Origin of the sequence: Pseudomonas azerbaijanorientalis, from assembly GCF_019139795.1 — a bacterium.
Classification (GTDB): domain Bacteria; phylum Pseudomonadota; class Gammaproteobacteria; order Pseudomonadales; family Pseudomonadaceae; genus Aquipseudomonas; species Aquipseudomonas laurylsulfatiphila.
Genome location: NZ_CP077078.1, coordinates 5,615,975 through 5,630,383 on the forward strand (window position 1 = coordinate 5,615,975; position 14,409 = coordinate 5,630,383).

At 61.5% G+C, this 14,409-nt stretch carries 14 protein-coding genes; 4 read left to right on the forward strand and 10 right to left on the reverse strand.

Translation table 11 applies throughout. The annotated features are described in order from the left end of the window. Nucleotides 1-45: 45 nt before the first annotated feature. Nucleotides 46-1,386, reverse strand: a complete 1,341-nt coding sequence (gene rhlE1, locus KSS91_RS25180) for an RNA helicase RhlE1 (RefSeq protein ID WP_217836435.1) — start codon at nucleotides 1,384-1,386, stop codon at nucleotides 46-48. A gap of 78 nt (nucleotides 1,387-1,464) precedes the next feature. Then, entirely contained in the window at nucleotides 1,465-2,394 is a 930-nt protein-coding gene (gene yedA, locus KSS91_RS25185) for a drug/metabolite exporter YedA (RefSeq protein WP_217836436.1), read from the reverse strand. Between the two features lie 165 nt (nucleotides 2,395-2,559). On the opposite strand from yedA, the gene KSS91_RS25190 reads away from it, so the two are divergent. Continuing rightward, the gene (locus tag KSS91_RS25190) at nucleotides 2,560-3,015 is read left to right on the forward strand and encodes an Lrp/AsnC family transcriptional regulator (RefSeq protein ID WP_007994028.1); all 456 of its coding nucleotides are present in this window, start codon (nucleotides 2,560-2,562) and stop codon (nucleotides 3,013-3,015) included. Nucleotides 3,016-3,135: 120 nt separating this feature from the next. Here KSS91_RS25190 and KSS91_RS25195 read toward each other — a convergent pair whose 3' ends face one another. The 3 genes from KSS91_RS25195 to KSS91_RS25205 all read right to left on the reverse strand — a co-directional run bounded on the left by KSS91_RS25195 (nucleotide 3,136) and on the right by KSS91_RS25205 (nucleotide 5,142). Further along, nucleotides 3,136-3,741 carry a 3'-5' exonuclease gene (locus KSS91_RS25195; protein WP_217836437.1) on the reverse strand — a complete coding sequence of 202 codons (606 nt, stop codon included), beginning with the start codon at nucleotides 3,739-3,741 and terminating at the stop codon, nucleotides 3,136-3,138. 22 nt (nucleotides 3,742-3,763) lie between these two features. Beyond that, a complete protein-coding gene (locus KSS91_RS25200; protein WP_015096943.1) occupies nucleotides 3,764-4,243 on the reverse strand; it encodes a LabA-like NYN domain-containing protein in 480 nt (159 codons plus the stop codon). A gap of 122 nt (nucleotides 4,244-4,365) precedes the next feature. After that, a complete protein-coding gene (locus tag KSS91_RS25205; protein ID WP_217836438.1) occupies nucleotides 4,366-5,142 on the reverse strand; it encodes a DUF2076 domain-containing protein in 777 nt (258 codons plus the stop codon). Between the two features lie 177 nt (nucleotides 5,143-5,319). On the opposite strand from KSS91_RS25205, the gene KSS91_RS25210 reads away from it, so the two are divergent. Both KSS91_RS25210 and KSS91_RS25215 read left to right on the forward strand, forming a co-directional pair. Beyond that, a complete protein-coding gene (locus tag KSS91_RS25210) occupies nucleotides 5,320-5,994 on the forward strand; it encodes a YciC family protein (protein ID WP_217836439.1) in 675 nt (224 codons plus the stop codon). A gap of 66 nt (nucleotides 5,995-6,060) precedes the next feature. Then, a complete protein-coding gene (locus KSS91_RS25215) occupies nucleotides 6,061-7,140 on the forward strand; it encodes an endonuclease/exonuclease/phosphatase family protein (RefSeq protein WP_217836440.1) in 1,080 nt (359 codons plus the stop codon). Between the two features lie 135 nt (nucleotides 7,141-7,275). Here KSS91_RS25215 and KSS91_RS25220 read toward each other — a convergent pair whose 3' ends face one another. The 5 genes from KSS91_RS25220 to KSS91_RS25240 form a co-directional block, all read right to left on the reverse strand. Continuing rightward, nucleotides 7,276-8,109 (reverse strand): ABC transporter ATP-binding protein, encoded by an 834-nt coding sequence (locus tag KSS91_RS25220; RefSeq protein ID WP_007975815.1) that lies wholly within the window; start codon nucleotides 8,107-8,109, stop codon nucleotides 7,276-7,278. After that, entirely contained in the window at nucleotides 8,097-8,900 is an 804-nt protein-coding gene (locus KSS91_RS25225) for an ABC transporter permease (protein ID WP_007975817.1), read from the reverse strand. Before KSS91_RS25225 ends, KSS91_RS25220 begins: the two co-directional genes overlap by 13 nt. 8 nt (nucleotides 8,901-8,908) lie before the next feature. Beyond that, nucleotides 8,909-9,895: an ABC transporter substrate-binding protein gene (locus KSS91_RS25230; protein WP_217836441.1), complete on the reverse strand. Its 987-nt coding sequence runs from the start codon at nucleotides 9,893-9,895 to the stop codon at nucleotides 8,909-8,911. A 375-nt stretch (nucleotides 9,896-10,270) separates the two neighbouring features. Continuing rightward, on the reverse strand, nucleotides 10,271-11,641 hold the full coding sequence (locus KSS91_RS25235) for an aspartate aminotransferase family protein (protein ID WP_217836442.1): 1,371 nt from the start codon (nucleotides 11,639-11,641) through the stop codon (nucleotides 10,271-10,273). Between the two features lie 21 nt (nucleotides 11,642-11,662). Continuing rightward, nucleotides 11,663-13,153: an aldehyde dehydrogenase gene (locus KSS91_RS25240; RefSeq protein ID WP_217836443.1), complete on the reverse strand. Its 1,491-nt coding sequence runs from the start codon at nucleotides 13,151-13,153 to the stop codon at nucleotides 11,663-11,665. 226 nt (nucleotides 13,154-13,379) lie between these two features. On the opposite strand from KSS91_RS25240, the gene KSS91_RS25245 reads away from it, so the two are divergent. Then, on the forward strand, nucleotides 13,380-14,300 hold the full coding sequence (locus KSS91_RS25245; protein ID WP_015096950.1) for a LysR substrate-binding domain-containing protein: 921 nt from the start codon (nucleotides 13,380-13,382) through the stop codon (nucleotides 14,298-14,300). Nucleotides 14,301-14,409 lie beyond the last annotated feature (109 nt).

The following is a 14,409-nucleotide window of genomic DNA, read 5'->3' on the forward strand; positions in this document are numbered from 1 at the left end:
GGAGCGAGCTTGCTCGCGATGGCGGTCGAACGGTCGCTGAAGCTATTAAGGCTTACGCTTACGCGGCCCGGTATTGAACACCGGCACTTTGCGCACCGGCTTGGTCGAAGGCTCCGCCGGTGCAACCTCTCCGCTATCCACCCACTTGCCAAGATTGCGTTTACCACCGCCACCACCGGAAGCCTTGGGCTTCTTCGGTTTCTTCGGCTTCTTGACGACCTGGCCACTGGCATCGGTGTCCGGTACGCGGTGCTCCGGCTCGAAGTCCGGCTCGTTCTGCCGCTTCAAGGTCTGGCGGGTCAGCATCTCGATGGCCGACAGCAGATTCACTTCATCGGCGCACACCAGGGAAATCGCCTCGCCCGTCGACCCCGCGCGGCCGGTACGACCGATGCGGTGGATGTAATCCTCGGCGACGATCGGCAAGTCGAAGTTGACCACCAGCGGCAGGTCTTCGATGTCCAGGCCACGGGCGGCCACGTCGGTAGCGACCAGAATCTGCACTTCACTTGCCTTGAAACGATCCAGCGCGCGCTGGCGGGTCGCCTGGGGTTTGTCGCCGTGGATGCCGTCGGCGTTGATGCCCAGCCCCTGAAGTTTTTCCACCAGCGCGTCCACGCCGTTGCGGGTCTTGGCGAACACCAGCACTTGCTTCCACTTGCCCTTGCGCATCAGGTGCACGAACAGTTCCGGCTTGCGCTTCTTGTCCACCGTCACGATCCATTGCTTGACCGTATTGGCCGCCACGTTGCGCGGGCTGACTTCGATGCTCAGCGGGTCGTTGAGCATCTGTCCGGCCAGCAGGCGGATGTCATCGGAGAAGGTCGCGGAGAACAGCAGCGTCTGACGTTTCTTCGGCAGCGCGCGGTAAATGTTCGCCAGCTCCTCGGAAAAGCCCAAGTCGAGCATGCGGTCGGCTTCGTCCAGCACCAGGGTTTGCAGCTGGTTGAACTTCAGCGCGTTCTGGCGGAACAGGTCGAGCAAGCGGCCCGGGGTTGCCACCAGCAGGTCGACACCGCTGCGCAGCTTCATCATTTGCGGGTTGATGCTGACGCCGCCGTACACCGCGTAGGTGCGCAATGGCAGATTTTCGGCGTACTGGCGCACGGCCTCGTGAACCTGCTCGGCCAGCTCGCGGGTCGGTACCAGGATCAGCGCGCGGACCGAGTTGGCGGTGACTTTCGGCCCTTCCATGGCCAGCAGTTGCAGCAGCGGCAAGGCGAAACCGGCGGTCTTGCCGGTGCCGGTCTGAGCGGCGGCCATCAGGTCGCGACCGGCCAGCACCGCCGGAATGGCTTGCGCCTGAACCGGCGTCGGAGTCTGGTAGCCGAGCGTCTCAAGTGAGCGCAGCAAGGGTTCGATCAGGCCAAGGGTGGCGAAAGTCATGGGAGTACCGTAGGAAAATTCAGCGCGGGTTGTTCAAAACAAGTGTGCAAAACAAGATGCAATGCCGCGCAGTTTACCCTAATTCACTCGGGATTCTGTCGGCACCACCGTCACCACAGGCTTAACCGGCGTCCGACGCCACTGCGGCAATCCGATCAGCACCACGGCGCTGATGATCACAGCCATCGCCAGTGCTTCTTCGATGCCGATGGTCTCGCCGACAAACACGATCCCCAGCAACACCGCCACTGCAGGATTGACGTAGGCATAACTGGTAGCCGCCGCCGGGCGCACGTGTTTCAACAGGTACATGTAGGCGTTGAAGGCGATGATCGAGCCGAACACGGTCAAGTACGCCAGGGCTGCCCAACCTTCGATGGGCGGCACCTTTTCCAGGTGTTCACCGCTGACCGCGCTGGCGATCAGCAGCACTACACCACCTACCAGCATTTCCACGGCACTTGCCATTGCCCCTTGTGGCAATGGCAAGTGTTTGCTCCATACCGAGCCGAACGCCCAGGTCGCCGCCGCAAAGATCAGCAACGCCGCCCCCAATGGACTCGATTGCAGGTTGGAACCCAGGTTGAGCATGGCAATGCCGATCAGCCCGAGCACAATCCCGGCCCACTCCAGACGGGTATTACGTGCGCCCCAGAAATACCCGCAGAGCAGGGTAAACAGCGGCACCGTCGCTACCGCCAATGCGGCGACACCAGAAGCGACCCCGGTGTGCTCGGCGACACTGACCGCGCCATTGCCACAGGCGAGCAGCAACACGCCAATGACCCCGGCGGCTTTCCACTGCGCCCAGGTCGGTGCCGGCGCCCCGCGCCAGCGCAGGAAGGCGTACATCAAGGTCCCGGCAATGACGAAGCGGATCCCGGCGAGCAGCAGCGGTGGCCAATATTCCACACCGATACGAATCACCAGGTAAGTCGAGCCCCAAATCACGTACAAGGCGAAAAAGGCAGCGATCAACGGTAAGGGAAAGCGACGAAGGCCGGACATGGGGGGCAGCTCACAGGCAAGGACAAGTGAACGGCTATTCTAGAAAGGCTGGAGACGGAAAATAAGTTACAAAACCTGTTTAAAGCGCCAGTACACTTTTCAAAACACGGAGTTCAGCGCTATAAACCGTGTTTTCGAAAGCCGACCACTTTCAGGAGTCGCACCATGGACAAATACGACCGCATGCTGCTCAGCGCCCTGCTGGAAAACGGTCGCGCGTCCTACGCGGACCTGGCGCGCAAGGTCAACCTGTCAGCCCCCGCCGTGGCCGAGCGCGTGGCCAAGCTCGAAGCCAGTGGCGTCATCACCGGCTATCAGGCGAAGGTCGACATGGCCAAGCTCGGCCTGCCGATCCAGTGCGTGATCGAACTGCGCCTGAACCAGCACGGCAACCAGAAGGCCTACGACGACCTGATCAAAATCCCGCAATTGACCGAATGCCATCGGGTGACCGGCGATCCGTGCGTGATCATGCAAGCCGCGGTGGGCTCGATGCCGGAGCTGGAAGAACTGATCAACCGGATCGCCACGTTCGGGTTCAGCAAGACGTCGATTGTGTTGTCCAGTGCGATAGAGAAGCGAGTGCCGTTGGGGCATATCGAAGGCAACGGCAAGCTTTGATCGAACGCGTAACTTGTAGGAGCGAGCCCGCTCGCGATGGTCGCCAACGATAACGCGGGAATCCTGACACCCCGTCGCGAGCAGGCTCGCTCCTACAGGGGATTTGTGGTGAGTTCGGGATCAGCGATAGCGCTTGAGATGCTCACCCACCTTCGCCGCCGGCACCTTCTGCAATTTGCACAGCAAGTCATGGGACAGCTCGCGCAGGCCATGCTTGTGGAGCAACTCTTCCTCCAGGTGCGCCGTCAGGTTGGCCGCCATCTCGGCATCGGCCATGGCCCGGTGGGCCTTGCCGGTGTGCGGCAAATTGGCAAACGTGGTGAGGGTGCCGAGTTTGTGGTTCGGCGCGCCAGGCATCAGGCGGCGGGCCAAGAGCAGCGAACAGGCAAAGTTCTGCAAGCGGGTGCGTTTGATTCGCCCGAGTTCGAAGTCCCAGAACTTCTGGTCGAACGCGGCGTTATGCGCGAGCAAGGGTGTGGTGCCGACGAACTCATTCACTTCGTTCATCACCTGCTCCGCCGACGGCGCGGTGCGCAGCATGGCGTTGCTGATGCCGGTAAGCTGCTCGATGAAAGCCGGGACGCGCACGCCGGCGTTCATCAGGCTTTGGTAACGCTCGACGATGCGTCCCTGTTCAAGGATCACCACGGCAATTTCCGTGGCCCGGCAGCTGCTGCTCGGGGAGATCCCGGTGGTTTCAAAGTCGATGACTGCGATGCGTTCCAAACCTGTTTCAACTCCGTAAAAATCAATTCTTGAGCAACAACGCGCCTTCGATCGGCACGTAGCGGCTGGCGGCGCGGATCAGCGAGTTGGCCGTCAGGCCCGGCACGCCGTAGGCCACGGCTTGCACGCCATGCTTGCTGATGATGCGTTCGAGCAGCATGTCGAAATCGCCATCGCCGGAAGCCAGCACGATCTCGTCGACATGGTCGGCGGCGTCCATGATGTCGAGGGTGATACCCACGTCCCAGTCACCCTTGGCCGAACCATCGCTGCGCTGGATGTAGGGCTTGAGCTTCACGGTGAAACCGAGGTTACGCAGGATCTGCTGGAACTGCTGCTGTTTGCTGTCGCCACGGTCGATGGCGTAGGCGTAGGCTTCGACGATCTCGCCCTGCTGGCTGATGTCAGCCCACAGCGCGGCATAGTTGAAATGGCAACCATAAGCCTGACGCACGGTGTAGTAGAGGTTCTGGACATCGGCGAACACTGCGATTTTTTTCACCGGCTTTCCTCAAGGCTGATTCAGGCACCTGGCCCGAAAGGTCGCCCAGTATGCCAGCCCGGAGGATTGTTCCGCGAATAATCGGCTATGTGGCGAGAGAGCTTGCCCTCGCCACAGATGTGTCAGACGAAGGAATCGTCGTCGCCGCCGAAGAGCGAATCATCGCTGTAGTCAGCGTCGCTGAAGCCACCCTGATCGTTGCTCCAGGAATCATTGCCGGCCATGCGCTGGTCATCGCCCCAGCCATTGGTGCCCTGGTCGTTGACCTGGGCTGGCTCTTCCTTGATGACTTCGACGACTTCCGGTTGCTGATTGTGATGAAACAGGCTGCTGATGCCTTGAGCCAGCATCACGCCACCCGCCACGCCAGCGGCGGTTTTCAGCGCTCCACCGAGGAAACTGCTGCCGGCCGCTGCCGGTGCTTGCTGCTGTGGGGCATAGCCCTGTTGTGGAAATGCCTGTTGCGCAGCACCGAAGTTCTGCTGTGGCGCTTGCGAACCGAACGACGAGCGCCCCGGCTCACGCCAGCCACCGCTCGATGGCACCGAGTTCTGGGTCGATGCCGGTTGTGGATCACGGGAAGCGCCGCCAAAGATACTCGACAAAAAACCACCGCCGCTCGACGCTGGAGCCGGGGTCGCCTGGGCCTTGGCCTGTTGCAGTTCGGCCTGCAATTGCTGGACTTGCCGGGTCAGTTGCTGGTTCTGCTCATCGAGGCTCTTGATCGCTGCCTCTTGCACCAGAATCGCCTGGGTCATGAAATATCCTGCCGCAGGCTGGCGCGTCAGGTGTTCCTTGATCCGCGCCTCGGCCTGAGCGTCGCGCGGGGCTGAGTCCGTTTCGGCCTGTTGCAGCCGGGAAAACAGTCCATCGATCAGGGTTTGTTCTTCGCTGTTCATGGCGACCTCGTAGATTGCCGGGAAAATCGTTGCCTTTATCCAATGAGGATAAGGTGCCCGACCTTAATGGAGGCTGAAACAAACTGTTTCAATGACCTTTACTGAACGTTTACGTTTGCGTCTCCCGGCACTTGATCGGTTAAAGTGGACCACTGCTTTCAACCTGCGATACCAACGATGAATCCGTTAGAAGTGCTGCGTGACTCTCTGTATTTCTTCAAGCGCAATCTGGGCCAGATCGTGCAGCTGTGCCTGCCGCTGGTCATTTTTGAGGCGCTGCTGCAACAAGTGGTCGACCACTCCACCGAACCGGACAGTTTCCCCGGCATCAGCGTGATTGTCGGCTTGCTGGTGTACCCGCTGTACACCGCCGCGCTGATTCTGTTTCTCGATGCTCGCAGCCGGGGCGAATCACCGCGCAACCGCGACCTGCTGGCGATGGCGGCGAGCCTGTGGCCGCGTTTCGCCCTGCTGACGGCGCTCAACACCGTGCTGATACTGCTAGGCCTGTCGCTGTATTTCCTGCCGGGTATTTACCTGATGGTGACCCTGGCGTTTGGCGAATACCTGCTGGTGTTGCGCGGCACGGCGCCGCTGGCGGCCATGAAGGAAAGCCTGCGCATGACCCAAGGTCACTTCCTGCGCATCCTGCTGTGCATTCTGTGTGTGATGGGGCCGCTGTGGCTGCTCAAGGGGGCGACACTGGCGGTGTACCCTGAACCGCAGAACCCGTTGATCTCGCTGCTGATCGACAGCGCCCACAGTTTCCTGCAGCTGTTTACCAGTGTGGTGCTGTTCCGTTTGTTCATGCTGATCAACCCGTTGCCTGAGAGCAATGACAGCTCGCTCTGACCTTGGGCGCGCCCATCGCTGTCGGGTATGCTCGGGAACAATTTTGCAACGCCAATAAGCTGAGCCATGACCCGTCTACTGCGCCACACCCTGCTGGGCCTGCTGATCGTGATCGGCCTGATCGCCGTGATGACCTACAGCCTGACCTGGCGCCCCGACGCCAAAGAAGAGTTGCCCGTCAGTTGCAGTGCCCAGGCCCCCACCCTGGTCCCCGGGCAGGCACTGAAAGTGATGACCTGGAACGTCCAGTACCTGGCCGGCAAGCGTTACGTGTTCTGGAATGACCTGGCCGCCGGTACCGACGAACGCCCCACAGCGGAGGACATGGCCTTCAGCCTCGACGAAGTGGCGCGGGTGATTCGCGACGAACAACCGGACATCGTGCTGTTGCAGGAGCTGGACGACGGCGCCAAGACCAGCGATTACCAGCACCAGTTCAAACTGCTGCAAGAACGGCTCGCCGATTTGTACCCATGCAGCGTCAGCGCCTTCGACTGGAAGGCTGATTTCGTCCCGGACCTGCACATCTTCGGCAGCGTCGGCCGGCAACTGGCAACCCTGAGCCGTTACCGGATCGAACATGCCCAACGCCTGCAACTGCCCGTCGTCTCGGGTAATCCGCTCAGCCGCCAATTCAAACCCAGAAACGCCTTGCTGGTGAGCTACTTGCCGTTGAGTGACGGTGGACAGATGGCGGTGCTCAATACCCATCTGGAGCGTGCGACCCAAGCCGACAACACCTTGCAAAACCAGGTGAACGCCGTGGCCCGGACCCTCGACAAACTCGAAAGCCGTGGCACACCGTGGTTGATCGGCGGGGATTTCAACCTGTTGCCGCTGGGTCAGTATCGACGCCTGTCCGATGCGCAACGCGCACCCTACTCTGCCGACAGCCCGTTGCACCTGCTGTGGGACAAGTACCCGATGATCCCGACCAACAACGAAGCCAGCGGGATCGACCGCGAGCGCTGGCTGACCCACTACCCGAACGACCCCGGGCTGAACGGCCCGGACCGGACCGTCGACTACCTGTTCTACAGTCCGCGGATCAAACGGGTGGAGGCGACGGTGCGGCAGGACGATACGTTGCGCATCTCCGATCACCTGCCGGTGATTGCACGGTTCCTGTTGCCCGCAACACCCTAGCCCCTCCAGATGCAAAACCTGTGGGAGCGAGCCTGCTCGCGATTGCGGTGTGTCAGACAGATCAATATTGACTGACACTACGCCATCGCGAGCAGGCTCGCTCCCACAGGGGTCATGCATGTGCTGGAATCAGGCTTAATGCACCTCCTCCAGATCATCATGCAGCAGCCCGAAGATCTCGCGCTTCATCTCGATGAATGAGCGCTCCATGACCATGTCCAGGTTGCGCGGACGTTCGATCGGCACATCGAGGATCTGCTTGATCCGCCCTGGCCTTGCGCCCATGACGTAGACCCGGTCGCCGAGCAGAATCGCCTCGTCGATGTCATGGGTCACGAACAACACGGTCTTCTTGCTGTTGCCCCACACCCGCAGCAACAACTGCTGCATTTGCAGGCGCGTCTGGCTGTCGAGGGCGCCAAAGGGTTCGTCCATCAGCAGGATCTGCGGGTCGTTGGCCAGCGCGCGGGCAATGGCGACGCGTTGCATCATCCCGCCGGACAACTGCTTGGCATAGTTGTCGGCAAAGCCGCTCAGGCCCACTTCATTGACGTAGTAGTCGACAATATCCTTGCGCTGCGCCGCCGGCATGCCGCGCCGCTTGAGGCCGAACTCGACGTTCTGCCGCACGGTCAGCCACGGGAACAGCGTGTAGCTCTGGAACACCATGCCGCGATCCGCGCCGGGGCCTTCCACCTGTTGGCCACCGACGTAGATCTCCCCCGACGTTGGTTCGGCCAGGCCGGCGGTGAGGTACAGCAGACTCGATTTGCCGCAACCCGACGGCCCTACCAGTACGGCAAATTGCTGGTCCGGCACCTCAAACGACACTTCTTCCAACGCGGTAAAGGTTCCGCCATCCGGCTTCTTGTAACGCAGGCTGACCTTGTCCACTTGCAGCCGAGGCGCGTTCACCGGGGCAGCCTGAGGGGCGACAAAACGATGAGTGGCGGCGGTTACTGAGCCCATGCGGTAATCCTCAGACGTAGGAAACGGAACAGTTGATCGGTGACCAGGCCCAGCAGGCCGATGATCGCGATGGCGAGGAAAATCACATCCACCTGGAAGCCGCGCATGGCCTTGAGGCTCAGGTAACCCAGGCCACTGGAAGCGGCGACCAGTTCAGCCACCACCAGGTAAGTCCAGGCCCAGCCCATGGTCACCCGCAGGGTGTCGAGCACGCCTGGCAAGGAAGCCGGGGCGATCACATGCAGCACCGCGTCACGACGGTTCGAACCGAGGGTATAGGAGGCGTTGATCAGGTCCTTGGAGATGCCTTTGGACACGTCCGCGATCATCACCAGTTGCTGGAAGAACACGCCGAAAATGATCACCGAGACCCGCTGCTCCAGACCGATGCCGATCCACAGGATGAACAGCGGTACGAACGACGTCACCGGCAGGTAGCGAATGAAGTTGACCATCGGCTCCAGGAACGCCTGGACGATGCGGAAGCTGCCCATCAACAGCCCCAGCGGCACCGCCACCAGGGACGACACGATGAAACCGACCATCACCACTTCGACGCTGGCCCACACATGCTGGCCGAGGGTGCCGTCGCGACCCAGGCGCACAGCGGCCTCGACCACCGCGCCCGGCGTCGGCAGGAACATACCCGGCACCACACCGCCGTAGGACAACCCGGCCCACAGGCCGACCAACAGCACCCAGGCCAGGCCACTCGCGCTCCAGATCACCGAGACCGGCAACCCGGTCTTGGGCGTGATGCAGCGGCTCAGCCACGAATTGCGCTTGAACATGCAGCCTCCTAGAGCGGGGTGACGAAACGGTTGTCGATCAGGTCGTCATTGCTGACGTTGTAGGGCTTGCCTTGCAGCTCGCTGGCGGTCTCGTTGGCCAGTTTGATCAGCGGTGCGCTGTCACCCGGCTTGCCCGGCGAACCCAGCAGTTTTTCGCTCATGGCCTGATCGTAGAAGCGCACGCCCTGGGCGGCCGCTTCCATTTCCTTCGGATCGGCCAGGTAGCCGCCGACACCCTTGGCCATGATTTTGTAGGCTTCCTGCGGATGATCCTTGGTGTACTGCACGGCCTTGTACAAACCGGCTACCAGTGCCTTGACGTCTTCCGGCTGTTTTTCGATGACGGAGCAGTTCAGTGCCACCACGTCGACGATCACCCCCGGTGTGCTGCTGCTGTCGATCAGCACCTTGCCCTGCTTCTTGTCGCGCACCATCGACAGGTGCGGCTCCCAGGTCACGGCAGCGGGTACGCGACCGGCGATGAACGCGGTGGCGGCATCGTCAGCCGTCATGTTCTGCACGGTGATGTCGCTCATTTTCATACCGTTCTTTTTCAGCAGGTACGACAACCAGAACTGCGAGGTCGACCCTTCGTTGACCGCCACGGCCTGGCCCTTGAGCTCTTGTAGGCTCTTGACGTCCTTGCCTACCAGCACGCCGTCGCCACCATGGCTGTCGTCCAGTGCGGCCACGGCCTTGAAGCAGAATTGCGGACGGTACTTGAGCACCTCGTCGATGGTCGACGCCGAGCCGGACAACTCGCCAGACGCTTGTGCGGCCATGTACATCGCCGCCTCTTCGACCACCGGCAACTCGACGGTCAAACCGTTTTCCTTGAAGTAGCCCAGGTCCCGGGCCAGGTACAGGGTGCCGTAGCCGACCCAGGTGGTGTGGCCGATGGACAGGGTGCCGGCCTGGGCGCTGGTGGCGACCGTCGCGGCGATGGCGGTGACCGCCAGTGGATGGACAACACGGGTAAGCAAGGACTTGATCATGGAGCACTCCCAAAGCTGTTGATTTAGTTTTGTCATGGGCAGTACGGCGAGCCCTGAATCGGCTGCAACCTGTGGTCTCTGAGGGACCCTTCGGCGGGCAGCATTCGGCGGGCTGGCGAGATCGATGTTGGCCCAAGGGCGGGATTAGGAAAATGAGGAAATTTGTGGATGCGAACGATGAAAAAACTCGCTAGCGCGCACTGCTAAAGGGCGCTGTGGGCGGGGATGCCCGAGGTCGGTGCAAGGTGCTGGAATTATGTTGAATGGGCCATAGCATTCGCGAGCAAGCCCGCTCCCACAGGGGATCCGTGTCAGACACAAGTCCAATGTGGGAGCGGGCTTGCTCGCGAAGAGGTCCGAGAGAACGCTACACGATCAGAGCCGGCCGTATTCCTGCGCCGTACGATCCACCGCCTTCAAGGTCTTGGCGATCAGTTCGTCAATCTCTTCACGGCTGGCAATCAACGCCGGCGCCATGATCATCCGGCCTAAAGTCGAGCGAATGATCACCCCCTCCTCAAAGCCAATCGTACGGCAGCGCCAGGCGATGTCGTTCTCATTGGCGAAGCGCTTGCGCGTGGATTTGTCCTCAGCCAGTTGCAGCGCCGCGACCATGCCGGTGCCCTGGATATCGCCCACCAACGGGTGCTTGCCGAACACTTCGCGCAGGCACTGTTGAAGGTACGGGCCGATGTCGTCCTTGACCCGCGTCACCACGCCTTCATCGCGCAGGGCCTTGAGGTTGGCAATCGCCACCGCCGCCGCCACCGGGTGCCCGGAATAGGTCAGGCCGTGGGCAAACACGCCGCCCTGCTCCACCAGCACCGAGGCCATTTTCTTCGACAGGATCAGGCCGCCCATGGGGATGTAACCCGAGGTCAGGCCCTTGGCGATGGACAGGGTGTCCGGCTCGAAACCGAAGTACTCGTGGGCGAACCATTCGCCGGTACGCCCGAAGCCGCCGATAACCTCATCGGCGCATAGCAGCACATCGTACTTGCGGCAGATGCGCTGGATTTCCGGCCAGTAGCTTTCCGGCGGGAAGATCATCCCGCCGGCACCCTGGAAGGGTTCGGCAATGAAGCCTGCGACCTTGTCCGCACCCAGTTCGAGAATTTTCGCTTCCAGTTGCCGGGCCGCACGCAGACCGAATTCAGCCGGCGTCAGGTTGCCTTCGTGGGCGAAGAAGTACGGCTCGTCGATGTGCTCGATGTCCGGAATCATGCCGCCCATTTCGTGCATGAATTTCATGCCGCCCAGCGCCGTCGCGGCCAGGGTCGAACCGTGGTAACCGTTCCAGCGGCCGATCATGATCTTCTTCTCGGGCTTGCCGAGCACCTGCCAGTAACGCCGTACCGTGCGGATCAACACCTCGTTGGCCTCGGAGCCGGAGTTGGTGTAGATCGCGTGGCTGTAGTGACCCGGCAGCAGGCTGAACAGCAGCTCGGACAGCTCGATCACCTGCGGGTGGGTGGTGTGGAAAAACATGTTGTAGTACGGCAGCTGTTCCAGTTGCTGGCTCGCCGCGGCCGCCAGGTCCTTGCGCCCGTAACCGAGGTTGGTGCACCACAGCCCGGACATGCCATCGAGGTAACGGCGGCCATCGTTGTCCCACAGGTGCAGGCGCTCGCCACGGACCATCACCCGTGGCCCCTCCTCGTTGAGGGCTTTCTGATCGACGAACGCATGGATGTGGTGCGCAGCGTCGGCGGCCTGGTAGTCGCGGGTTTCACGTGGTGTGGTCATCGCCAGTTCTCCGTTTTGTTATCAGCGCAATTGAAACCAGGTGGTCTTCAACTGGGTGTATTTATCGAATGAATGCAGGGACAGGTCGCGGCCGAAACCGGACTGCTTGCCGCCGCCAAAAGGTACGGTCACGTCCAGTGCATCGACGCTGTTGACCGACACCGTGCCCGCTCGCAATTGTCGCGCCACGCGGTGGGCGCGGTTGAGGTCGTCGGTCCACAGCGAAGCCGCCAGACCGTAGACGCTGTCGTTGGCCAAGTGCAACGCATGGGCCTCGTCATCAAACGCCGTGACCGCCAGAACCGGGCCGAATACTTCGTCGCGAAACAGCGGCATGTCCGGCGTCACGCCGGTAAAGATCGTCGGCTGGATGAAGTTGTCGGAGCCGTTGAAGATCGACTGCCGACCACCACAGATCCTGGTCGCACCTTGCTGCTCGGCCTGCTGGATGAACTTCATGATGCGCGCGGTCTGACGGCTGTCGACGATGGCACCGGCAGCGCTCGACGGATCCAGCGGATCGCCCGGCAACCAGCGTTCGGCCTGGGCCTTGAGACGTTCGACGAACTCGTCATGAATCGAGCGCTGCACCAGCAATCGCGAGTTGGCCGAGCAGACTTCGCCCTGATTGAAAAAGATGCCGAACGCTGCTTTTTCGGCGGCCAAGTCCAGATCCTGACAATCGGCGAATACCAGGTTGGCGCTCTTGCCGCCGCACTCCAGCCACACCTGTTTCAGGTTCGACTGGGCCGAGTACTGCATGAAATATTTGCCGACCTCAGTGGAGCCGGTGAACACCAGGCAATCGACGTCCGGGTGCAGGCCAAGGGCTTTGCCGGTCTGCTCGCCCAAACCCGGCAGCACGTTCAACACACCCGCAGGCACACCGGCCTCAAGCGCCAGCTCCGCCAGACGCAAGGCCGAAAACGGCGACTGCTCGGCCGGTTTGAGAATCACCGAGTTACCCGCGGCCAGGGCCGGGGCGAGTTTCCACGCGGCCATGTCCAGCGGAAAATTCCACGGCACCACGGCAGCCACCACGCCGAGGGCTTCGCGGGTGATGGTCGCCAGCACGTTCTGCGCACTCGGTGCGACCTGATCGTAGAGTTTGTCGAGGCTCTCCGCGTACCAGCGCAACACCCCGGCGGCACCCGGCACATCGATGTTGTAGGCGTCCGTGACGGGCTTGCCCATGTTCAGCGAATCGAGCAGCGCCAGTTCTTCACGGTTTTCGAGGATCAAGTCGGCCAGGCGCAATAGCACTTGTTTACGTTCGGTCGGCGAACGTGCCGACCAGGTGCCGGCTTCAAACACTTGCCGCGCATTGCGCACCGCCGCATTCACATCTTCCTCGCCACAGGCCGCGACATTGGCCAGGCATTGCCCGGTGGCGGGGTTGATCGCGGCGAAAGTCTGCCCCGATTGCGCCGCTCGGCGCTGGCCATCGATCACGGCCTGGTCGGGAAACCGCAGGGAAGCGGCTTTGCGTTGCCAATACTCAAGCTCGAACACGTTCGGATGCTCCAGAGGACATTCTTGTGTATTGGATAGTCGCTCAGGCCCGAGCGGTGGAAAACCAGTAAAAATGTGTTCGCAGGCCAAGAAAAAACTACGTAGCCAATCTCCCTTCTGGCGCAGCATGTGGTTATTGTTCAACCACAACAAATCGCTACCCGAGCGGATAGGGGTGGCGCGCAAATTGCCTGGATGCCTGATTCGTTCTCCCCCGAGGTTTGCTGTGGCTGCCTACAATCTGCGTCAACTGAAATACTTCATCACCACCGTCGAGTGCGGCAGCGTCGCCGAGGCCTCGCGCAAGCTGTACATCGCCCAGCCGTCGATCTCCACGGCCATCAAAGGGCTGGAAGACAGCTTCGGTGTGCAATTGCTGATTCGTCACCATGCACAGGGCGTGTCATTGACGCCCAGCGGTGCACGCTTCTACCGCAAGGCCCAGGAACTGCTGCGCATGGCCAAGGAGTTCGAGCAGAATGCCCTGGCCGACAACGATGTGGTGTCCGGGCAGATCGATATCGGCTGCTTCGAAACCGTCGCGCCGCTGTACCTGCCGCAATTGATCGCCGGGTTTTCGGCGTTGTACCCGGGAGTGGAAATCCGCATCCGCGACGGCGAGCAGCAGGAACTGGTGCAGGGCCTGACCTCCGGCGCCTTCGACCTGGCGATCCTCTATGAGCACGATCTCGACGGCACCATCGCAACCGAACCCTTGATGCCGGCGCAACGGCCTTACGCGCTGCTGCCGGCCGATCACCGTTTTGCCCAGCAGGCACAAGTCTCACTGCGCGACCTGTACCTGGAGCCGATGATTCTTTTGGACGTGCAGCCGAGCCGGACCTATTTCGTCAGCCTGTTCGAAGAGCTGGACCTGACCCCGCGCATTGCCTTCAGCTCGCCATCGATCGAGATGGTGCGCGGCATGGTCGGACAAGGCTTTGGTTTCTCGATCCTGGTGACCAAGCCGCATTCGGAGTGCACCTACGACGGGCAGAAAGTGGTGTGCGTGGACATCGCCGAAGACGTCACCGGCTCCGGGCTGGTGGCGGCCTGGCTCAAGCGCGGGCAACTGACCAAGCCGGCGCAGTTGTTTGCCGACTATTGCCGCGAGCAACTGACCGCCAAGTCCGAACGATCAGACTGATCCCCTGTGGCGAGGGGGCTTGCCCCCGTTGGACTGCGTAGCAGGCCCTGGAGCTGGGGCCGCTGCGCGACCCAACGGGGGCAAGCCCCCTCGCCACAGGCAAGCCCCC